This window comes from Bradyrhizobium sp. (assembly GCF_035273305.1).
Lineage (GTDB): Bacteria > Pseudomonadota > Alphaproteobacteria > Rhizobiales > Xanthobacteraceae > Bradyrhizobium.
This window is the reverse complement of sequence record NZ_DATEPI010000112.1, coordinates 1-22,080: the sequence shown is the minus strand read 5'-3', so window position 1 is coordinate 22,080 and position 22,080 is coordinate 1. Positions and strand designations below refer to the sequence as shown.

Sequence of the window (22,080 nt, the reverse complement as noted above, 5' to 3'; positions counted from 1 at the left end):
CTGTCTGTGGAACAGGAGGTCGGTGGTTCGAGCCCACCCAACTGTACCAACAGAAATCAATAGTACGAGCGTCGGCGCAGCTCCCGCCTCCGGCCCAACCCTTGCGCGTCCGCGCATGAAGGGCAGATGGGCTAATGAGCTTTCCGTGCGCGGGCCGCCTGTTCCGTTGCTAGCCGCGGCCGAAGGTCCAATCCTCTGGCCATGAGTTTTGCGGCACCGCCAAGCTCGTCCGAGAGCCGTTCCGCTTCTTCATTCAGCATCTCTATCAGCTCCTCGAAACCAATCCTCTTGCCGGTTTTGGGATGATCCCATTGCCGGTCAGTGGCAACGGTTACGAGAAGGCATCCTGCACGACATTCTTCCGGCGCCATATATTTCGTCAGCAGCTGATCCTTGATAGTATTGAAAAGATCGGTGCCTGTACGCCCATCAGCAAGCTTGAGCTCGATGACTCCTTGCTGCTTCGAGTCAGTCGATCGGAGACGAATGTCAGTTTCCTTTTCATCTGCGGTCACCGACTCCTGATCGATCGTGTAGTTCTGATTTCCACGGTCTCGCAGAGCTCGCGTCAATTCCCGCCGCATGACATGTTCATCGGTAATGCTGGCCCACAACTCGCGGGGCGAGATTTCCTGCAGTAAGAGATCATCGATATCGCCGAGCCGGTCTCGCATGAGTGCGAACATCGCCTCACGTGTCGAAGGCGGTGACTCCCCAGTTCTATCCAAAATGGCGAACTCGGCCTCGGTAATGGCAAGGCTGTCCGCCTCCTCGGCGGCCTTTTCCTGCGCTAGCGCTATGGCCCGGTCCTTCAGGTGCGCGAACAAGGGATCGGCGGCCATTTTAAGCTTCGCCGTCCAACCGTCGGAACCAACTGTCGCCATCAGCGCGCCAAAAATCATGTTCCGTGCCCGCTCGGCGATGTCTCGTGTATCGGGCGAATAGACGCCCTCATGGTTTGCGTCGTCTTCGATCCGAACATGTCGATATGTAAGCCGGAGAAGACGAAGCAGCAGGGAAGGGGTAAATCCGGGCTCTTCCAGAGCAAAACCAATACCGCCGTAATCGCGGTCAAAAAGCCCCGCGAACAACTGCACGCCCGCGCCCATCTTTGACGCCGTGCTGTCCTTGAGCCCATTCTCAATCACCTCGACGCCGGCGACCGGATTGAGATTCAGAAGAGCTGGCAGCCATAATTTTGCGAAGGGGACCGCAATGCCATCGGCCAGACGTTGCGTCGCCGTCATCTCTAAAAAAGCGCGATCATCATCATTGCCGCTCTTCGCCAGGATTTCGATTGCTTGGCGGAGGTTCTGTTGAGATTCTGGACTATTGGATCGAGTATGAGCCTGCGCAATCTCCTCCACCCAAGCGCGAATACGGGGAACGAAAAGTGCCGCTATGATCGCAGATGCATGACTTATATTCTGCAGTAAGATTGAATACGCATTGGTGTCCATTACTTCCCGCAAAGAAGAACTCAATTCTTGCCCAAGGACGTGATCCACTGCCATGGGATGCTCGACGGCAAGGCTTTCGAGCCACGACGGAAAGCCGTTCAACTCTATCGGAACATACCGACACGCCAGTTCGGCTTCCTGCTCCATCAGATGCTTCGCCCAGTTCGCGTCTTCCGCCTCCGCCGCAATTCCTGCCAAGCCGAATTGCCACTTGAGCAGAAAGGTATCCTTCTTGCCATCGGGACGTTCGCTGCGAAGTGTTGGCTTATCCTTGCGCCATGCAGCCATCATGGTTTCACGAAGCCGATCGGCAACCGTCCTGCCAAACTGCTCCTCGATGAATCCGCGATTCCATCCCGAGGCCCGGCTTTCCTGACCCGAGCGATCAAGCGCTTGCCAAAGATTCCAAGCAGTGTTCTCGGCACGATCCGTTGCAAAGACTGCGTTTGGGTCTCGCACGATTTCGCGCCAAAACGCCATCCAGCTTGCATGCGCCTTCGCTGTGCGGCGTTCGGCATGCTTGGCACGTTTTGCGTTCTCCGCCTCCATTCGACGCAATTGAGCGGCATGATCCTGAGATTTCAGCTGGTTCTCAAGGATCATCACAAGACTGGGGGCGTCGGCAACGAATGACTTCAGGTCTTCGACCAGTTTTCGACGGTCCGTCTCGTCCTGATTCAGCAGCAGCATCTCCGTCCACAACATCATTTCGCGATGGCGTAGGGGCTCATTTGGATCGGAGAGTCGCCTTCGAACCCAGGCTGCGTCGGTTTCATCGCTGAGCTGAATGCCGCCCTGGCGTAAGAGATAGAAAACTCGGTCCCAAGCGTCTTTAGATTGGTGAAGGCTCTGTAGCTGGGCGTCTGCCTTCCAAAATGCGAACTCGCGCTTATCCGCGGAAATCCCCGCGAGTGCGCGGCGCAGTTCCGTTAAGCCGTCTCTTTCAGCATGATCTTCCTTTGAAAGGCGAAGCACAAGCGAGGTCGACAAGATCCAAGGCTCAGTTCTTATGCCCTCAAGGGCTTGCCTGCAGCAGATCGCAACGAGCGCGGCGATGAGGTCCGGCCGTTTCGTCCGAAGGTGCGGTTCTTTCTCGTGCTCCCAGGTTATGCCGTCGCTGATCAAAGCCGTCAGTACCCGGCGCAGTTCATCGAGATAATCAGAGGAAAGGCTTGCGGTCTCGATTTGGCGGGGTAACTGATAATTCAAGGCCCCGCCTGGAAGATTATTCTCTCTTACCCTCCGCAGTATGTTTGTCAGTCGCGCAATCGGCAGGTAAGTGGGAAACAAGGCGACGAGCGCATAGAGCGCTATCGCGTCCGGCCATCGAGCGACGTCAGCTTCGAGCGACATTGAGAGCGCGTCAAGGCGCGGATCCTTCAATTGCAAAAGAGATTCGATGGCAACACCACGCTCGTGGGTCGTTGAGGTACTGTCCATAGCCACCGAATGTGCTATGTCCGCGCACCCGTCGATCTTTCCGGCGGCAATCATCTCCAACAGTAGGTCACGGACTTCTCGATTTTCGATCCGCGTGACCCACAACCGTTTTACGGTTGTACAAAGCTCGGGACAGGCGAATCGGTGCACCTGAATTCTTGGCGTGCCCAAGCCACGCCAGCCGCCACCACCATAGCGACCAACATAGGCTTCGAGAGCCCTGCTCCGTTGTGCCGGGCGCAGAGAATGCGGGTCGCCGTGATCAAGAACGACAGCCGGGTCAAGTGCAATAATATCGTCAAAAATGGTATCGCTAGAAAGAGCTAGCCATGCCGCAACCGGACGCATCGAGGGCCTGACAATTCTTTCACCTTGCGCCGTTTCCGTGAAAAGCAGCCGTTTGATCGATTTGATAGAGATGCCGCGGGCAAGTAGCTCGTCAAGCCGCTTCGCGGCGAGAAATTCGACGACAGAACGATGATGGAAGCGTACCCGGCCATAGCTTGCGAAGCCGAATAGTGGTCGCTCCAGCAAAGTGGCTCGCGTCTCTGCGCTCCAATCTGTCAATATCTTGGACACATCAAGCGCTGCCTCGCTGGCGCGAACTCTGTCGGTCTCGGCGCTGTAGCGCAAAGTGAGTTTACGAGTCAGCATCGCTGCCAACGCCAACCGGCTCGCACCTTCGATTGCCGTAGCTTGCGAAAGTTCTGCTCGTTCGCTGCGCTCCGTGCTCGGCTTCAATTTTGTTGCGATATTTGTCTCCACTTGCTCGCGGTGGGACCGAATGCGACGGTGCTCACGCCAATCCGTGCAAAGCTCAATCAAATCCTGTGGGCGCTCTGCGAAATCTTCAGCCTCGCGCTCGCGGATGTCGGCAAGAAGCAGGTCAGGATCCGAAATGCCCTGGAGCACAGCAAAATCACTTATCTGTTCGCACGAGAGCGGCAGGAGGCCCACATTGCGCCATGCCTTCGGCTTTGTATGCTCCGGGGTCTTTTTCTTTGCCAGGCCCATCACAATGTCAGCAAAGGCTTCCGCGCTGGGTGCAGCTTCAGCCGAAGGCGGGATGGGCAAGCGCTTCGCAATCAGCTCTCGATCAACGGGAACGGGTCGAGTCGTAACTACGATGCGCGCGCGACCGAGTTGGCCCGCCAGCGCTTTGCCAAGCCGCGTCAACGCCTGATCGAACGAGCCGAGAGTGAGCTTCAACTCGTCTATCGAGTCCAAGAAAAATATCGCGACCTCGGATTGCGACCGTAGCCAACCATCAAACCGTTTTTCTTCCTCCGGCGTAAGCATCTCTCGGACCGAGCTTCCGGCCAACGTCGCTAGCTCTAGAAAAAAAGCGGGCGCGCCAGCCTTCCAGAGCTTGGCCTGTTGCGCCTGGCACTCGTAAGTCTTGCCCGCGCCGGCCTCAGAAACGATGACAATCCGATCGGACCGCAGCAACTCATCCCACCCGAAGCTACCGGTCCAACCAGCCTTAAGGAGAGCAGATGCCCTCTCTAGGTCAGCCAGCTCGGCATCAGTAAGATCGCGAAATGAACGCTGTATGTCTGATGACGCCACTACCGCTCTTCATTTTGAGTTATTTCGGCGCTTTAGATAATCCTCAGCCGCCGCCGAGTCGATCGCCGCTTCAGTCCACGCGTGATGGTCCTCTTACCCACGGGTCAAAAATTCGCTGCCAACTGGATGCCAACATGCCGGTCGATCTCTTGATGACTTTTCGAGGGATGGATAAAGCCATACTGCTGCAATTGCGCGACAGCTCTGTGGGACTTTTGCCGCCAACGGATGGCGCTTGAAAGCTCGACAGCGATTTACCAGACGACTTTACGCTGAGTATAATGTTCATGTCCACGCTGTCGGTACTTAAATCATGCCCATCGATCCCGTCGAACTTTCGCGCGAGCTGGTCGCGTTCAACACGATCAATCCGCCCGGTCGCGAGCTCGCCTGCATCAAGCACCTCGAGAAGATTCTGGCAGCCTCGGGCCTCGCGACGTCCGTGCACGGCTTCGGTGAGGACCGGGCTAACCTGATCGCCCGGATCGGCGGCACGGGCGAAAAGCCGCCGCTTTGCTTCACCGGCCATGTCGATACCGTTCCGCTCGGTAATGCTCGCTGGAATTTTGATCCGTTCGCGGGCGACATTGTCGATGGCAAGCTCTATGGCCGGGGCACAACCGACATGAAGTGCGGCGTCGCTGCGTTCGTGGCCCCGATTTGCGAAATGGCCGCTCAGTTGCGCGAGACAAGCGGCGTTGTGCTCGTGATCACTGCGGGCGAGGAAATCGGTTGCGAAGGCGCCTACAATCTGGCGCGCGCGGGAGTTCTCGGACGCGCCGGGGCGATCGTCGTGGCTGAGCCGACCTCGAACCGTGCTGTGGTCGGGCATAAAGGCGCGCTGTGGCTGCGCGCGATCATGACCGGGGTTACGGCCCATGGTTCGATGCCGCATCTCGGTGTAAGCGCGGCTTACAAGGCCGCTCGCGCGCTGACGATCCTGGAGAAGTTTCAGTTCAACGTCGCGCCGCACCAGCATCTGGGTTCGCCGACTCTCAACGTCGGCACTGTTCACGCCGGCCTCAACGTCAATTCGGTGCCCGACCGCGCCGAAATCGGGATCGATATTCGCAGCATTCCCGGCCTATCGCATTCGCGGATCAGCGAGCATCTTCGCGCCGAGCTTGGCGAGGATGTTTCGCTGGAGCCGATTGTCGATGTTGGCTCGGTCTGGACCGATCCGCACCATTCCTGGATCAGGCAAGTCCTCGAGGTCGTCGAGGAGATAACGGGCGAGGATGCTGGATCATCCCCGCAGACCGCGCCTTATTTCACGGATGCTTCGGTTCTTACGCCGGCGTTCGGCCATCCGCCGACAATCATTCTCGGACCCGGAGAGGCGGCGAAGGCGCATCAAACCGATGAATATTGTTCCGTCGCGCGCATCCAGCAGGCGACCTCGATATATTCCCGGTTGGCGGCGCGTTGGTGCGGCGTCTAGCGCATGATGATGCCCCGCATCTTTGCATTGCCTGATGCGGCTTGCGGCTTTCTTCAGCCTCGACGCTCCGACAAGCTTCAACCTGCCGACCACACGAGAGGTTGCCATGCAGCTCGCTCCGCTCACATTTAAATCCATTCGCGCAAGAGCGGTCCTGCTCAAGCTGAAGCGGCCGGTCGTCGCGCGCATCGCGACCATCACGGAATGGCCATTGATCCTGATCGACCTCTTCACCGAAGAAGGGATCGTCGGCCGGAGCTATCTTGAGCCCTATACACCAAAGACGATGAGATACCTGGTCCCGGCGCTGGAAGATTTCGGCGCGATGCTCAAAGGGCGGCGCGTCGCGCCGGTCGAGCTCTACGATCTCGCGCGCAAGTCGCTGCACTTTGTCGGCTATCAGGGACTTTCCATGATCGCGGTCTCCGGACTAGACATGGCCGCCTGGGACGCGCTGGCAAAGGCGGCCGGCGTGCCGCTCTGCGTTTTGCTGGGCGGTTCGGTCGGGCCGGTGAGATCCTACAACAGCAACGGACTATGGCTGCAGCCGCCCGAAGCTCTCGCCGAGGACGCGATCGCTTTGCGCGACGAGGGAGGCTTCACCGCACTGAAACTGCGGCTCGGCCGCGAACGTGCCAGCGATGATATCGCTGCGATCGCTGCCGTCAGGACGGCTGTCGGCGAGGACATCGAGTTGATGGCGGATTTCAATCAGGGCCTGCACATCGGCGAAGCCCTGCAGCGGTGCCACATGATCGATGACGAGGGTCTGGCATGGATCGAGGAGCCGATCGTGTATGACAATCTGGACGGCTATGCTCAGTTGACGGCCGAACTAAACACCCCGATTCAGATCGGCGAAAATTTCTATGGCCCGCGCGATTTGCACACCGCGCTGCAGAGAAAAGCGTGCGACCTGGTGATGCCGGATTTCATGCGGATTGGCGGCGTGACCGGCTGGTTAAGGGCATCGGCTTTGGCCGGCGCGGCCGGGGTGCCGATGTCTACACATCTCTATCCGGAGGTCGCGGCCCACGTGATGCGCGTCACCGAGACGGCGCATTGGTTGGAGTGGCAGGATTGGGCTGACCCCATTTTGCAAAAGCCGTATCCAATTCGGGAAGGATTGCTTCACATTCGAGACGTGCCTGGCGTCGGCATCGAATGGAATGAGGAAGCGGTCACGGCCAGCCTGGCCGACCTGTAGCTCATCTCGTCGCGCTCGCCAGACCATGGAGTAGCCAAGGATTTCCGGCCTGTGATCCGTATTCGGGAATGCTCCAATCTGGTCGTCTTCACTGATAGGATCGAACGCGGCCAGCTTGCCTTGAGGGGCTCACCCCATCGCCTTGAGTGGGACGATTGGCGCCCGCTACTACGTTCGCGCGGACAGCCGCCATCAAATGAAACGAGCAGCGCAACCGGCCCAGATGTCTCGATCGCAAGCGAAGCAGTCTGCGAGCTGACTGTCGCAGCGGTTCCACTTTGTGGCTTTCCAACCGCACGTGGGGATTTCCACGACGGTTTGCGTTGGGACGTGCTGTCGTTCTTGCCATTCCCAAGCGCTTCACTCACAATTCGGCGAAAGCAACACTCGGGGGATTCGCAATGTCTGCACGCTCCAGGAATGTCCAGCTCGGCCTGATGTTGAGCGCGGTGATCGCGGTATTGATATGGCCAGCTGCAGGGCAGGCTTACACGCAAGAGCAGGAACAGGCGTGCAGCGGCGATGCGTTTCGGCTTTGCGGCTCCGAAATTCCGGACATCGATCGTGTCACGATGTGCATGGTCAGGAACAGGTCGCATCTCAGCCCAGGCTGCCGCGCTTTCGTGAAAGCCGAACCCGAGCTCACCCCCGTCGCCGGAAGGCCGATGAGCATCAAGCCGGAAGCAAAAAAGCGGAAGTCCAGAAGGGACGATGATTGATCGGGACTTAAGTCCAGTCTCGAGATTCGATTTTGAGCGCCTCCATTCCATCGAGCGACATAAAGACGGGATTGCGTCGCCGCGCTCCGCCCTCGCAACCGACCATTGTTGTCGATTCTATTTCGCGCTCTGACCTCTCCCGTGCGCCAAAGTGTGACTCAAAAGCCCACCGCAACGACTAAATCGGGGCTTTGCCACATTTGGTTGTAAATTTTTCTTTAACGAATCAGCGCGGTGATTCATTTTCGGCTTCTAGGTCAATCTGGAGGCCACGGTATGAACGTCATTGTTTTCGCATCGCGTAAAGGCGGATCGGGGAAGAGCACCCTTGCCGCTCATCTCGCGGCGCATGTCCATAAAACGACCAAGCCGTGTCTGCTGGTCGACGCGGATCCCCAGGGGTCGCTGACGCTGTGGCACAAGCTGCGCGGGACCAACGAACCATCAATCAAGACTGCGGTGAATTCGGTTGGCGGGATTGTGGCCGCCGCAAGGCGTGATGGTTTCGAATGGGTTTTCATCGACACCCCGCCGAATCTGTCGGCCGTCGTTGAGGATTCGATCAGGAACGCAACCATGGTCATCATTCCGGCCCGGCCCGGCGTGTTCGACGTCAACGCTGTGCAGGAAACGATTCAGACCTGCCGCGCCGCGCGCAAGCCCTATGCTGTAGTGCTCAATGGCGCACCCGCGCGCCGGGACGAAGCAGAAAGCCCGATCGTGACCATCGCCCGCGAATCGCTGGCCAAGTTCCGTGCGCCGGTGTGGGGCGGCCAGATCACCAACCGCGCCGACCTGCTGATGGCGCTGAGCCACGGCGAAGGCGCGCGCGAATATTATGCCGAAGGCCGGGCGGCGGCGGAAATTGGCCGGCTGTGGGCAGCGATCGAGCGGTCAGTCAGGGCAATCCGCGGATCGGTCTCGGCGACCGGCGCGATGCACAAGCAGGCGGCGTAACAGGCCGCGCGCAACTCCAACAGCGCGCGGTGGATTCGCCCGTTTCTCTGCTCTCAAACGTCATCCCCGCGTAACGGTCCAAGCCGTTACGCGGGGATGACGTTGACGTGTTCGGGATGGACGGTTTTAGAGCGTTTTCGACGAAGTCGACGTCGGTTTGCGTGAGGAAAAGGCGTCAGAAGGACAAGCTAACCGACCATCAGCATGTAAAACACGATCACCGGGGACAGACCCAGGATCACCGTCCAAATCCCGAGCGCCCACACAATGTCTTCGGTGGTGAAGCCCCGTTCGTCAGGCAATGCAGGATTCTGGTTGTTGTTCACGGCGCGCGCCCCCGCGTTCTCTATTTGCCTGAACACGGATAGCGCTCGAATTTTAAAAAGCCGGTCGCGATTTCTCTCGCATTTGAAGACAGGTGCAACCGGGACTTAACCAAGCCGGGCCTGGCGCTGTTGTCAGCTTCGCATCAGCAAGCCGAACACCAGCACCGGCGCGAGCCCCAACAGCAACGCCCACAGGCCGAACGATGAGACGATCAGAAGGTCCTGAATTCGCTCAGGGCGGCAGGCAACCGGCATAATGCCGCGGCGAATGGCTTGGCTGATCATTTTCCCCCTCATTCCAGATGTTGGGGCTTTCAATACGTCTCAAGTTTTAAATTTTGCGCGGCCCCGCGCCTTGGATTTGAAGGGCGGTGATCATCGCGCCTTAACCAGGCGGCCTGCCTTGAATGCTTAACGATCGGCGCGGCCGATCACATCCATCAACTCCGCGATCTTGCGACGCTGGTCTGCCCGGTCGCCGGAAGTGATCGCGTGCTCAACGCAATGGGCCACATGGTCGCGCAGGATCTCTTCCTCGACCCGACGGAGTGCCGCCTTTGCCGCCCCGATCTGCGTCACCACGTCGATGCAGTAACGGTCATCCTCCACCATACCGGCGACGCCACGGATCTGGCCTTCTATGCGTTTCAGCCTTTTCAGGCAGGATGTCTTGATCTCGGCTCGCATAGTGTTCATATACCCCCTGGGGGTATGGGGTTCAAGTACCGGGATGGCTTCATTGTCGCAGCACAGGGATCACCAGCTGAATTCGTCGGCGTCTCATAGCGCCGACGTCAACGCGGCCATCGATCCGGTTTGCGGCATGACCGTCAATCGCGACACCGCGAAACACCGCTTCTCTTATCGCGGTCACGAGTACTTTTTTTGCGGGCAGCGCTGCCGCGAGCGGTTCGAAGCCGAGCCGGAAAAGTACCTGCAGCCGAAAGAACCCGAGCCGGCGGCTGCGGCGGGCACCATCTACACCTGCCCGATGCATCCGGAAGTGAGGCAGGTCGGTCCCGGCGCGTGTCCCATCTGCGGCATGGCACTGGAGCCCGAGCAGGTCTCCCTCGACGATGCGCCCGATCCCGAACTGGCGGATATGACTTGGCGGTTCTGGATCGCGCTGGTGCTGACGCTCCCGGTGTTCGCGATCGAGATGAGTGGGCACCTCGGTTTATGGCATCTCCCGATATGGTCGAACTGGACTTCGTTCGCGCTCGCCACGCCGGTGGTGCTGTGGGCGGGTGCGCCGTTCTTTGCGCGCGGCTGGCGCTCGCTGGTGAACCGCAGCCTGAACATGTTCACCCTGATCGGGATGGGCACCGGCGTGGCCTACATCTACAGCGCCGTGGGCACGCTCGCACCGCACTGGTTTCCGCCGGCATTCCGCGACAGGCACGGCATGGTCGCGGTGTATTTCGAGTCGGCCGCCGTCATTACGGTGCTGGTGCTGCTCGGGCAGGTGCTGGAGTTGCGGGCGCGCCAGCGCACCTCTGGAGCGATTCGCGCGTTGCTCGGGCTTGCTCCGAAAACCGCCAGGCGGATCACGGAGCGTGGCGATGAGGATGTAGCGATCGATGCGATCGCGGCGGGCGATCGCTTGAGGGTACGCCCCGGCGAAAAGATTCCGGTCGACGGGGTCGTTGTCGAGGGCCGTTCCGCCGTCGATGAATCCATGGTGACGGGCGAGTCGATGCCGGTCTCCAAAGCCGCGGGCGCGCGCGTGATCGGAGGCACCGTCAACCAGAGCGGCGGACTGGTGCTGCGCGCCGACAAGGTCGGGCGTGACACCATGCTTGCCCGGATCGTCGATATGGTCGCGCGGGCGCAGCGCTCGCGCGCCCCGATTCAGCGGCTGGCCGATCAAGTGGCCGGCTGGTTCGTGCCGGCGGTGATCGCGGCGGCGGTGCTGGCGTTCGTTGCCTGGAGTAAATTCGGGCCGGAGCCGCGCTTTACGTTCGGGCTGGTCGCGGCGGTGACGGTATTGATCATCGCCTGTCCATGCGCGCTCGGACTGGCCACGCCGATGTCGATCATGGTCGGCATCGGGCGCGGCGCGCGTTCCGGCATTCTGATCCGGGACGCGGAGGCGCTGCAGCGATTCGAGAACATCGATACCGTCGTGATCGACAAGACCGGCACGCTGACCGAAGGCAAACCCATGGTGGTCTCGATCATTCCAGTGGAGGGCGTCGAGCAAAATGACCTGCTACAACTCGCGGCCAGCGTCGAACGCGGCAGCGAGCATCCGCTGGCCCACGCGATCCTCCGTGCCGCCAGCGAGCGCGGTTTGCAACTGGGCAGTGCCAGCGACTTTGCCTCGCCCAGCGGCAAGGGCGCGACTGGAATCGTAAGCGGCCGCAAGGTCGCGCTCGGCAACGCGATGCTGATGGCGGAGCTGAACGTCGACACAGCTGGTCTCGATCGCGCGGCGGAGGCCATGCGAGAGCAGGGCGCCACCGCGATCTTTGTATCGCTGGAGGGCCGCGCTGCCGGCGTGATCGCGATCGCCGATCCGATCAAGCCGTCGGCGCAACCCGCGCTTGATGCACTGCGTGCAGATCGTCTGCATGTGGTGATGCTAACTGGCGATAATCTCACCACCGCCCGCGCGGTGGCCAACAAGCTCGGCATCGACGAGATCGAGGCGGGAATATTGCCCGAACGCAAGAGCGAAGTGGTGCAGCGGCTCCGGCGGCAGGGCCGCCGCGTGGCCATGGTGGGTGATGGTGTCAATGATGCGCCGGCGCTCGCTGCCGCGGATATCGGAATCGCGATGGGCGGCGGCACCGACATCGCGATCGAAAGCGCTGGAATCACGCTGCTGACAGGTGACCTCCTGGGGCTTGTGCGAGCGCGGCGGCTTTCGGTCGCGACCATGCGCAACATCCGCCAGAACCTGGCCTTCGCGTTCCTGTACAACGCACTGGGTGTACCGATCGCGGCCGGCGTGCTTTATCCGGTGTTCGGCATCCTGCTCTCGCCGATGGTCGGGGCCGCGGCGATGGCACTGTCGTCCGTCAGCGTGATCGGCAACGCGCTGCGCTTGTCGCGTGCCGAACTTTGAAATTTATTATCGTCGCCGGAGTCCCAGCCGAACGGATCTCATGCTGAACAGCGCGGAATGCGCATCTCGAGGTATGTGGCCCGGTCATCCTTCGAGGCGCCGCGCGATGCGCCGCTCGCTCAGGATGAGGCGTTGAAAACCGCGCGAAAAAAAGCCGGGCTCCAAAGAGCCCGGCTTAAGGCATTGGCCACGTGAGGCCGACACAATCACCTTCCAAGAGGGATTACTGAGCCTTCGCGCTACTGGAGGAGGGGGACAGATGCGCAACGCGAACGCTCAGCGTGCAAGCATTATGGTCCGCGTGAGTACGTCGCAGCAAGCGCCCCGGAAGCATGTCAGTCATGCGGAGATCGGGGGCTTTAGAGAAGCAGAATCATGACGGCCAGCGCTGGGCTTTGCTCACCACGAAGTCGCGGAAAACCTGCACCCGCGCCACCGTTTTCAACTCTTCCGGATAGACGAAATAGGTGTCGAGCTGGATCGAATCTGATTCGCCGAACAACTGCACCAGCCGATTATTTTCCTCGACCAGATAGTCCGGCAGCGCCGCGATCCCGAGCCCCTGCTGGCATGCGCGCACGAGGCCAAGAATATTGTTGACCTTGAAATAGGCTTCGCGCGGGCCGGAGCCATTGCGGCCCGCCTCGACCAGCCAATTACGGTTCTGCAAATGCGGCGCCACCTGTCCATCACTCAGCGTGATGATTCGATGGGCATCGAGTTCGTCGAGCGTGCGCGGCGTACCGAAGCGCTTGATGTATTCCGGCGAGCAATAAGCGTGGAAGCCCATCGCGAACAGTTTGCGCTGGATCAGGTCGGGCTGGGTCGGCTTGCGGGTGCGGATCGCCACATCGGCTTCCCGCATCGAGAGGTCGAGCTCCTCGTCCGTGACGATCAGCGAAATCCGGATCTCCGGATACAGCGCCGTGAATTCACCCAACCGTGGAATCAGCCAGTTGATGCCGACACCGGGTGTGGTGGTAATCTTGAGATCGCCGCTCGGCCGCTCGCGGCTGTCGGTGAGCTTCGCCCGCGCCGCCTGCAGCTGCATGAACACGTCATGGGCGGTGCGGAATAAGAGATCGCCCTGTTCGGTGAGGATGAGACCGCGCGCGTGACGGTGAAACAGCGAAACTGAAAGCTCCTGCTCCAACGCGCTGACCTGGCGCGAAACGGCCGATTGCGACAGGCCCAGCTGCTCGCCGGCATGCGTGAAGCTTCCCGCTTCGGCCGCAGCGTGAAACACCTTCAGCTTATCCCAATCCATGTCGGTAAATCCGTCGCGATTTCGAGCCATTGTCATTCCGCCGCCGCACGTTCGCTCGCGCGCAATGCGAGGAAACGTTCGGCTTCTAGGGCAGCCATGCAGCCCAGCCCTGCGGCCGTTACTGCCTGCCGGTAAGTTTCATCGGCGACATCGCCTGCGGCGAAGACGCCAGGCACCGAGGTTGCCGTCGAGTTCGGCGCCACTTCGACATAGCCGGATGGCTTCAGTTTGATCTGCCCCACGATCAATTCAGTCGCCGGCGCGTGCCCGATCGCGATGAAGACGCCGTCGGCCGGGAGCTCGGTCAGCGCACCGGATTTGACGTTCTTCAGCCGGACATGGGTGACCTTGGCGGGGCTCTCCGCGCCGCAGATCTCGTCGATCGCGCTGTCCCACACTACCTTGATCTTCGGATTCTTGAACAAACGATCCTGCAGGATGCGCTCGGCGCGGAAATGGTCGCGGCGATGAACGATCGTCACTTGAGACGCGAAGTTGGTTAGAAAGAGCGCTTCCTCGACCGCGGTATTGCCACCGCCGACCACGATCACCTGCTTACCGCGATAAAAGAATCCGTCGCAGGTGGCGCAAGCCGAGACGCCAAAGCCCTTGAACTTTTCTTCCGAGGGCGTGCCGAGCCAGCGTGCCTGCGCGCCGGTGGCGAGGATCACGGTCTCGGCCAGGTAGGTATCGCCGCTGTCGCAAGTCAGCCGGAACGGCTGATGAGCGAGCTCGAGCTTGGTGACGAGATCGGTGACGATCTTGGTGCCGACATGGGCTGCCTGCTTCTCCATTTGCTCCATCAGCCACGGGCCCTGGATGACATCGGCAAAACCGGGATAGTTTTCTACGTCGGTGGTGATGGTGAGTTGGCCGCCAGGCTGGATGCCCTGGATCAGCACCGGTTCGAGCATGGCGCGGGCGGCATAAATGGCGGCGGTGTAGCCAGCAGGTCCGGAACCGACGATGACGACCTTGGCATGGATGGGCGCAGGCATAGAACGTCCGTCTCGTAATCGAATTGATCGGTGATCGTGCGAAATGCGCCGGAAGGCGTTGGCCGCGCGGCGGAAAGTGTCAAATCCAAGTTTAAGGCATCTGGCGAGCTATGCAAGAATTGCAATCCATCTCGGCGATTTTTCCCGAAAATGCTCGAAATGGCGCAGCGCACGCGCAATAAAATTGCGCAAAGGGCGCAAGCTGGGCTATGAGTGTTGCTACCCGCAGCTTTCGCATCCAGGATCCCGCATCGCCGTGTCGAAGAACCTTGACCAGATCGACCTCAAAATCCTGAGCGAAATTCAGGCCGACGGCCGAATCACCAATGTCGAATTAGCCAAACGGGTGGGGATCTCTCCGCCTCCCTGCCTGCGCCGGGTAAGGAGCCTGGAGCAAGACGGTTATATCCAGGGTTATCGCGGGCTGCTGGATCCGCGGCGGCTCGGCTTCGATGTAACTGTGTTTGCTTCCGTGCATCTGTCCAGTCAGGCCGATGCCGACTTGCGCGCGTTCGAGGAATTCGTCCGTGCCGAGCCGCTGGTCCGCGAATGCTGGATGCTGTCGGGGGAGGTCGATTTCATTCTGAAATGCGTGGCGCCCGACATGGCGACATTTCAGGATTTCGTCACCCATCTGACGGCGGCGCCCCATGTGCGCAACGTCAGAACCTCACTGGTGCTGCACAATTCCAAATATGAGGCCGCGGTGCCGCTGGAAGTGAACGCGTCCCGGTGACCTTCGGCCGTCGCAATCGCAACGCTGGGGGCAGGGGAATCGAACGAAGCGAAGCAGGGCAAATCAAGGGTCAAGCTGCTGCCCAGGAAACACATTATTTTGGAATAAAAACCATCGAGCTGTGTTGAAATAAGATGCCGCGATGTCAGGGCATAAAACGGGAGCACGCGATGACGGCACGCGGTGAACCGAAGCTTATTTTTCCGGGTCTCGCGGGCCTCTACCAGAGATTTTCTCCGTTTTCCTACGCCTTCATGCGGTTCGTGACCGGTGCGATTCTGGTACCGCACGGAGTACAGAAGATCCTTACCGTCCCGATTTCCAAATTTGCCCCAAACATTGCTGCGAAGGGGCTGCCGTTTGCGGAGGCATTGGCTTACCTCACCTATTTTGTGGAGAGTGTCGCGGCTGTTTGCCTTGCCATTGGACTCTTCACCCGGATCGCGGCGGCGGCGATCGGAATCGAAATGTTGGTCATTGTCCTGCTTTTCCAATGGCAGTTCGGGTACTTCTGGACCGTCCGTGGATACGAGTTCGCGCTACTCTGGCTGCTCCTTTGCATTGGGATCTTTTTCAAGGGTGGCGGCCGCTATTCGATCGATCGACTGATCGGCAAGGAGTTCTGACTGTTCATTCTGGCTGAACGACAGTCCTGCCGATCATCGCATCGAGGCTCCAAGGGCCACCGCCGGCAAACGCAAGGTAGAAAAAGGCAAAACACAGGCTGACGGCAAGATCGCCTTCGTTGAGAATCGGAAGGAAGCTGTGCCGCAAATGTCCAATGAAATAGGCTGCCGCCATCTCCCCGGAAAGGATGAATGCGACCGGCCGCGTGAACAGGCCCAGCAAGAGCAGCGCGCCGCCAACTAGTTCGAAAATGCCGGCGATGCCAAACAGCGAATTCCACCTGACATTCTTAAATATCTCGACGGGCGGCCAGCCGAACAGTTTGGCCAGACCGTATTGAAGCAGGACCAGACCGAGGACAATCCGCAACACGCTGAGAACACGCGGCGCCCAAACCGTGCTGGGCTTCATGTGAAATCTCCTTCGAATGCTCGATCAACCAATTATCTCAAACACAAACACCGTAGCCACCAGGAGCCATTCCGGTCTCAAATGTGCCCGTGTTTGCGATGCGTCGTCAAATGGTCATGCACGCTTGATCAGTGCGTCGGCGCTCCATACGCCGCCCCCGGCAACCGCGAAATAGAGGAAAACGAAGCAAAACAACGCGGCAAGCTCGCCGCCGTTCAATACCGGATAGAATCCTTTGCCGGCGTGCGCGATAAAGTAGGCCGCTGCAGTGAAGCCGGAAAGAATGAAAGCGACTGGCCGCGTGAACAGGCCGATCATAAACAGGAATCCGCCAATCAGTTCGATCAACCCACCCACCCCGGCCAGCGAATTGATCTGGACGTTTGCGAACATCGGAACGATGGGGAAGCCGAGAATTTTTCCGGTGCCATGCTGAAGCAAATCCAGCCCGGTGAAGATGCGCAGAACGCTGAGAACGCCAAGAGCGCGCGGCGCCCAGACCGTAGTGAGGCTGTCCGAATTCATCGAGTGAGTGCCTTTGTCAGGTTGATTATAAGATATAACTATCTCGATGACTGTCTATTACCGGCCCTGGAGGAGTGCCAACTCACAATTTTGTCAGCGCGGTGTGATCGCGCCTCATTCGTTCGGGCGACTTTCCACAATTGAGGTTTGATGCAGCGTCGATGTTGCGTCCCGCCGAACCGATGGTGGCACTGTTGATGTCGAAAAACTGACGCGGACTCCGAGCGTGCAGCATCGTCGGCGAATTGCCGGAGCCAAAGAGAAAGGCCAGGACATTGTCCCGGCCTCTTGTCGGCTTGAGCGAATTAAGAACGCCTAGCGCCACTCGACCTTGGTGATCTCATAGGCCTTGGCGCCGCCGGGCGCCATGACTTCGACAGACGCGCCTTTTTTCTTGCCGATGAGCGCGCGGGCCAGCGGCGAAGTAATGGAGATGCGGCCCTTCTTGGCGTCGGCCTCTGGCTCGCCGACGATCTGCCACACCGCTTTCTTGTCGGTGTCCTCGTCGACCAGCGTGACGGTGGCGCCGAATTTGATGGTGTCGCCGGACAGCTTGCTGATGTCGATCACATCGGCACGCGCAAGCTTGTCCTCCAACTCGGCGATGCGGCCTTCGTTGTGGGATTGTTCTTCTTTCGCCGCGTGATATTCCGCGTTCTCCGAAAGATCGCCGTGCGTGCGCGCTTCCGCGATATGCTCGATGATGCGCGGGCGCTCCACCGATTGGCGCTGCTTCAATTCGACCTCAAGGGCGGCGTAGCCACCCGCGGTCATCGGAACCTTTTCCATCATCTCCATCGTCCTTCAACATCATGCGGACCAATCCGCGGTACGCACAAACGCCGAAACAGAACACCCTCCCGACTGGCGGGTTCCCAGACGCGAGGGCACTCATTGCCAATCGCTTGCCGGAGAACCACACGGCCAAAACGATCAGGTTTCGGAAAAATAACTCTGCAGCGTGCGGACCTCAAGGTCCCCGCCCAGATAGGCGCGGATGCCCTGCGCTGCCGCTACGGCACCTGAAAGAGTGGTGTAATATGGCACTTTATGCAAGAGGGCAGCTCGTCGCAACGAGCGGCTATCGGCCAGCGCCTGCGGTCCTTCGGTGGTATTGAAGACGAGCTGAATGTCTCCGTTCATGATAGCGTCGACAATATGCGGCCGTCCCTCCAGCACCTTGTTTACCTTCTCCGTTGGCACTCCGGACTCGGTAAGAAAGCGCTGGGTCCCCGAGGTCGCCATCACCTTGAATCCGACAGCTGACAGCAGCCGCACCGCTTCGGCAATGCGGGTCTTGTCGATATCGCGGACGGAAACGAATACTGTACCCTTGCGCGGCACACGGGTGCCGCCGCCGATCTGGCTTTTTGCAAAGGCGACTTCGAACGAGCGATCGATGCCCATCACTTCGCCGGTCGATCGCATCTCCGGCCCAAGCACCGTGTCGACGCCGGGGAAGCGCGCAAAAGGAAACACGGATTCCTTGACGCCTACATGGCCGAGCTTGGGCTTCTTCAAATTAAAGTCGGCAAGCTTCTCTCCGGCCATCAGTCGCGCCGCGATCTTCGCCACCGGCATGCCGATCACTTTGGCAACAAATGGGACGGTGCGGGATGCCCGGGGATTAACTTCAAGCACGTAAATTTCGCCATCCTTGATGGCGTATTGCACGTTCATCAATCCGACCACGTCGAGACCGAGCGCCAGCTCGCGGGTCTGCCGCTCCAGTTCGGAAATCATCTGGCCGTCGAGTGAATGCGGCGGCAGCGAACAGGCGGAATCGCCGGAGTGAATGCCGGCTTCCTCAATATGCTCCATGATGCCGACGATGAAAGTGTCCTTGCCGTCGCAGAGGCAGTCGACGTCGATCTCGATAGCGTCCGACAAATAGCGGTCGAACAGCAGCGGGTTCTTGCCGAGCACCGTGTTGATCTGCCCGGTCTTATCGTTCGGATATCGCGCCTTGACATCGGCGGGCACCAGCTCCGGCAAGGTGCCGAGCAGGTAATCGCTGAGCTGGTTCTCCTCGCGGATAATCTGCATCGCGCGGCCGCCGAGCACGTAGGACGGACGTACCACCAGTGGCAGCCCGAGATCGGCGGCTACCAGGCGCGCCTGCTCGACCGAATAGGCAATGCCGTTCTTCGGCTGCTTCAGATGCAACCTGTCCAGCACGCGCTTGAAACGATCGCGGTCTTCGGCCAGATCGATCGCGTCGGGCGAGGTGCCGAGGATCGGCACATTGGCCGCTTCCAGCGCGCGCGCAAGTTTCAGCGGGGTTTGTCCGCCGAACTGCACGATCACACCGTGCAGGGTGCCCTTGCTTCGTTCGGTCGTAATGATCTCGAGCACGTCTTCCGCCGTCAGCGGCTCGAAGTACAACCGGTCCGCGGTGTCGTAGTCAGTCGACACGGTTTCCGGATTGCAGTTGATCATAATGGTCTCATAGCCGACGTCGTGCAGCGCGAAGCAGGCGTGGCAGCAGCAATAGTCGAATTCGATTCCCTGACCGATCCGGTTAGGTCCGCCGCCCAGAATGATCACCTTCTTGTTCTCGGACGGGGCGCTTTCGTCGGCCGCGTTGCCCGCGAAAGGAGATTCGTAGGTCGAATACATGTAGGCGGTGGGCGAGGCGAATTCGGCAGCGCAGGTGTCGATGCGCTTGAACACTGGTCTCACCCCGAGCGCGTGGCGTTTTGCAGTGACGTCGGCTTCCGATTTGTCCGCGAGCACCGCGAGCCGCGCGTCGGAAAATCCCATTGCCTTCAGGCTGCGCATTCCAAATGCGTTTCCCGGCAGCCCACTGGATTTGATCTTACTCTCCATCTCCACGATGCCCCGCATCTCAGCGAGGAACCAGGGATCGATCTTGCAGGACGTGAAGATCTCCTCGTCAGTCCAGCCGAGCCGCATCGCCTGAGCCACCTGCAGGATGCGGTTCGGCGTCGGCGTGCCCAGCGCGGCACGGATTGCGTTCTTGTCATCGCTGCGACCAAGGCCTTCGATCTCGATCTCGTCGAGCCCGGTCAGTCCGGTTTCAAGACCGCGCAGCGCTTTTTGCAGGCTTTCCTGAAAAGTGCGGCCGATCGCCATCACTTCGCCGACCGATTTCATCGAGGTGGTCAGGGTGGTCGAGGCCCCCGGGAATTTCTCAAATGCAAACCTTGGAATCTTGGTGACGACGTAATCGATGGTTGGCTCGAACGAAGCCGGCGTGGCGCCGCCGGTAATGTCGTTGGCGATCTCGTCGAGGGTGTAGCCCACCGCAAGTTTGGCGGCCACCTTGGCGATCGGGAAACCCGTGGCCTTTGACGCCAGTGCCGAGGAGCGCGACACCCGCGGGTTCATTTCGATCACGACCATGCGGCCATCGGCGGGATTTACGCCGAACTGCACATTGGAGCCGCCGGTTTCGACGCCGATCTCGCGCAGCACCGCCAGCGAGGCGTCGCGCATAATCTGGTATTCCTTGTCGGTCAGCGTCAGCGCCGGGGCCACCGTAATGGAATCGCCGGTATGCACCCCCATCGGATCGAGGTTCTCGATCGAGCAGATGATGATGCAATTGTCGCGTTTGTCGCGCACGACCTCCATCTCGAACTCTTTCCAGCCGAGTACGGATTCCTCGATCAGCACTTCGTCGGTGGGAGAGGCGTCGATGCCGCGTTCGACGATTTCGATGAACTCGGCTTTGGTGTAGGCGATGCCGCCACCGGTACCGCCCATCGTGAAGGACGGCCGGATGATCGCCGGCAGTCCGATATCATCGAGCGCGCGCAATGCATCGGGAAGCGTCTTGGTCTGCATCGAACGTGGAGTTTCCAGCCCGATCCGGGTCATCGCCTCGCGAAAACGGCCGCGATCCTCCGCCTTGTCGATGGCTTCGGCGGTGGCGCCGATCATCTCGACGTCGAATTTGGCAAGCGTACCTTGGCGGCGCAGCGAAAGCGCGCAGTTGAGCGCGGTCTGGCCGCCCATGGTCGGCAGCAGCGCGAAGCCGCCGGGAACGAGATCGCGCTCCTTTTCAATGATCTTGGCGACGATCTCCGGCGTGATCGGTTCGATATAGGTGGCGTCCGCCAATTCCGGGTCGGTCATGATCGTGGCCGGATTGGAATTGACGAGAACGATGCGATAGCCCTCTTCCTTGAGGGTCTTGACCGCTTGGGTGCCGGAATAATCAAACTCGCAGGCTTGCCCGATCACAATGGGACCGGCGCCGATGATCAGGACGGTCGAAATGTCGGTTCTTTTGGGCATCAAGTCTCACGGGCCGGAATCGGGTACAAAAAAAGGGCGCGCATGCCGCGCGTCCCTCGAGCTAAGAGCGCGTATTCCTCGCGCGCGGGTGGTCTTTAGACCAGATTTCGCAGCCGCGAAAGGGGCTTAAAAGGCCCTTCAACCGGCATTTTCGTTCGGTGAGTTGCGGAGAGGACCGCCTGGTCAAGCAAACCGGTTGACGTTACGGCTTTCCGGCAACGCTGAGCGCGGGCCGCGCGACGAAGGTCATCCTCCAGGGATTGTGCCCGATGTTATGATCCGTGCGCGATGCGTTAAACCCGGCTGCGGCTAGTTTCGCAATCATCGCGTTTTCGCTGTAGCGCTGCAGTCCGACCCGCCGGCGCAAGTGCCGGTAGTCGGATAGCGCCGTACTGACGAGCCCGATCAGCGCGTCCCTCAGGAATCCATGCTTCCGCGCAAATCGCAGCAGCGCGAGCACGTCCCTTCCCATCCCGACCTCGGGCCGAAGGATATCGCCGACGATGAGTCGGCCGCCCGGTTTCAACAGCCGCTTGATCACAGCAAAGGCCGCGTCTAACTCCTGAGGGGTCATGTATTGGGCGACCGAATTCATCACCACCAGATCAACCGATTTCTCTGCCATTTGCCGCAACTCGTCGAGCGACCGTACCCGGACTTTCGTGTTTGGCGCGAAGCGCGCGATGAGCCGGCCCCGCACGCCCGGCGCGGGCTCCGCCAGGATCAGTTTGCCGCAGGCATCCACAACCTTACCCGCGAAAAGGGCTTCGCCGCATGCATAATCCAGCACCACCGCGTCCGGCGAAGGGATGTAGTTAATGATGTCGTTCGCGATCAGCTGAAAATGCAGGTCGCGATGAAGCTTGCTGGCATAAATCGTATGCGTGGAATCGTAATAATCGATCCAGTCGTCCATCGCGGCAGGCATCCATGGCGGCGGGTTCCGGCGCAGGAACCAGCTTTAACCTCACGCGTTAAAGCGTCCGGCAACCTCTGTCCATGCCGTCCAACATCCGGTTTCCTAGCAGGAAGGTGCATCGTGAGCAAAACCAGATCAGACAAAA

19 protein-coding genes are annotated in these 22,080 nt (G+C 59.8%); 8 read left to right on the top strand and 11 right to left on the bottom strand.

The features are described 5' to 3' along the window. Positions 1-131: 131 nt before the first annotated feature. Positions 132-4,199, bottom strand: coding sequence for a hypothetical protein (locus tag VJV58_RS07545; RefSeq protein ID WP_324136714.1), 4,068 nt, complete (start codon positions 4,197-4,199; stop codon positions 132-134). 242 nt (positions 4,200-4,441) lie between these two features. On the opposite strand from VJV58_RS07545, the gene VJV58_RS07540 reads away from it, so the two are divergent. The 5 genes from VJV58_RS07540 (at position 4,442) to VJV58_RS07520 (ending at position 8,793) form a co-directional block, all read left to right on the top strand. Next, positions 4,442-4,708 (top strand): hypothetical protein, encoded by a 267-nt coding sequence (locus VJV58_RS07540; protein WP_324136713.1) that lies wholly within the window; start codon positions 4,442-4,444, stop codon positions 4,706-4,708. A 74-nt stretch (positions 4,709-4,782) separates the two neighbouring features. Next, positions 4,783-5,910: a M20 family metallopeptidase gene (locus VJV58_RS07535; RefSeq protein ID WP_324136712.1), complete on the top strand. Its 1,128-nt coding sequence runs from the start codon at positions 4,783-4,785 to the stop codon at positions 5,908-5,910. Between the two features lie 106 nt (positions 5,911-6,016). Next, positions 6,017-7,117 (top strand): enolase C-terminal domain-like protein, encoded by a 1,101-nt coding sequence (locus VJV58_RS07530; RefSeq protein WP_324136711.1) that lies wholly within the window; start codon positions 6,017-6,019, stop codon positions 7,115-7,117. Positions 7,118-7,518: 401 nt separating this feature from the next. Continuing rightward, positions 7,519-7,836, top strand: coding sequence for a hypothetical protein (locus VJV58_RS07525; RefSeq protein ID WP_324136710.1), 318 nt, complete (start codon positions 7,519-7,521; stop codon positions 7,834-7,836). Between the two features lie 276 nt (positions 7,837-8,112). Next, positions 8,113-8,793 carry a ParA family protein gene (locus VJV58_RS07520; RefSeq protein ID WP_324136709.1) on the top strand — a complete coding sequence of 227 codons (681 nt, stop codon included), beginning with the start codon at positions 8,113-8,115 and terminating at the stop codon, positions 8,791-8,793. Between the two features lie 188 nt (positions 8,794-8,981). On the opposite strand, the gene VJV58_RS07515 is transcribed toward VJV58_RS07520, so the two are convergent. The 3 genes from VJV58_RS07515 to VJV58_RS07505 form a co-directional block, all read right to left on the bottom strand. Next, positions 8,982-9,119: a hypothetical protein gene (locus VJV58_RS07515; protein ID WP_324136708.1), complete on the bottom strand. Its 138-nt coding sequence runs from the start codon at positions 9,117-9,119 to the stop codon at positions 8,982-8,984. 132 nt (positions 9,120-9,251) lie between these two features. Beyond that, entirely contained in the window at positions 9,252-9,404 is a 153-nt protein-coding gene (locus VJV58_RS07510; RefSeq protein ID WP_324136707.1) for a hypothetical protein, read from the bottom strand. Positions 9,405-9,530: 126 nt separating this feature from the next. Next, positions 9,531-9,806, bottom strand: a complete 276-nt coding sequence (locus VJV58_RS07505) for a metal-sensitive transcriptional regulator (RefSeq protein WP_324136716.1) — start codon at positions 9,804-9,806, stop codon at positions 9,531-9,533. A gap of 43 nt (positions 9,807-9,849) precedes the next feature. Between VJV58_RS07505 and VJV58_RS07500 the strand changes: the two genes are divergently transcribed. After that, complete coding sequence (locus VJV58_RS07500) at positions 9,850-12,189, top strand: heavy metal translocating P-type ATPase (RefSeq protein WP_414641439.1); 2,340 nt, start codon at positions 9,850-9,852, stop codon at positions 12,187-12,189. A gap of 373 nt (positions 12,190-12,562) precedes the next feature. On the opposite strand, the gene VJV58_RS07495 is transcribed toward VJV58_RS07500, so the two are convergent. Next, positions 12,563-13,486: a LysR family transcriptional regulator gene (locus VJV58_RS07495; RefSeq protein WP_324136706.1), complete on the bottom strand. Its 924-nt coding sequence runs from the start codon at positions 13,484-13,486 to the stop codon at positions 12,563-12,565. Positions 13,487-13,488: 2 nt separating this feature from the next. Next, positions 13,489-14,454, bottom strand: a complete 966-nt coding sequence (gene trxB, locus VJV58_RS07490) for a thioredoxin-disulfide reductase (RefSeq protein WP_324136705.1) — start codon at positions 14,452-14,454, stop codon at positions 13,489-13,491. 256 nt (positions 14,455-14,710) lie between these two features. On the opposite strand from trxB, the gene VJV58_RS07485 reads away from it, so the two are divergent. Both VJV58_RS07485 and VJV58_RS07480 read left to right on the top strand, forming a co-directional pair. Next, positions 14,711-15,190, top strand: coding sequence for an Lrp/AsnC family transcriptional regulator (locus VJV58_RS07485; RefSeq protein ID WP_324136704.1), 480 nt, complete (start codon positions 14,711-14,713; stop codon positions 15,188-15,190). A gap of 170 nt (positions 15,191-15,360) precedes the next feature. Continuing rightward, positions 15,361-15,816, top strand: a complete 456-nt coding sequence (locus VJV58_RS07480) for a DoxX family protein (protein ID WP_324136703.1) — start codon at positions 15,361-15,363, stop codon at positions 15,814-15,816. Between the two features lie 4 nt (positions 15,817-15,820). Here VJV58_RS07480 and VJV58_RS07475 read toward each other — a convergent pair whose 3' ends face one another. From VJV58_RS07475 to VJV58_RS07455, 5 genes are all read right to left on the bottom strand, one after another. Then, the gene (locus VJV58_RS07475; protein ID WP_324136702.1) at positions 15,821-16,228 is read right to left on the bottom strand and encodes a DoxX family protein; all 408 of its coding nucleotides are present in this window, start codon (positions 16,226-16,228) and stop codon (positions 15,821-15,823) included. A gap of 114 nt (positions 16,229-16,342) precedes the next feature. Further along, entirely contained in the window at positions 16,343-16,753 is a 411-nt protein-coding gene (locus VJV58_RS07470; RefSeq protein ID WP_324136701.1) for a DoxX family protein, read from the bottom strand. Positions 16,754-17,068: 315 nt separating this feature from the next. Further along, a complete protein-coding gene (gene greA, locus VJV58_RS07465) occupies positions 17,069-17,545 on the bottom strand; it encodes a transcription elongation factor GreA (RefSeq protein ID WP_324136700.1) in 477 nt (158 codons plus the stop codon). Positions 17,546-17,686: 141 nt separating this feature from the next. Further along, on the bottom strand, positions 17,687-21,016 hold the full coding sequence (gene carB / locus VJV58_RS07460) for a carbamoyl-phosphate synthase large subunit (RefSeq protein ID WP_324136699.1): 3,330 nt from the start codon (positions 21,014-21,016) through the stop codon (positions 17,687-17,689). 202 nt (positions 21,017-21,218) lie between these two features. Beyond that, positions 21,219-21,932 (bottom strand): class I SAM-dependent methyltransferase, encoded by a 714-nt coding sequence (locus tag VJV58_RS07455; protein ID WP_324136698.1) that lies wholly within the window; start codon positions 21,930-21,932, stop codon positions 21,219-21,221. Positions 21,933-22,080 lie beyond the last annotated feature (148 nt).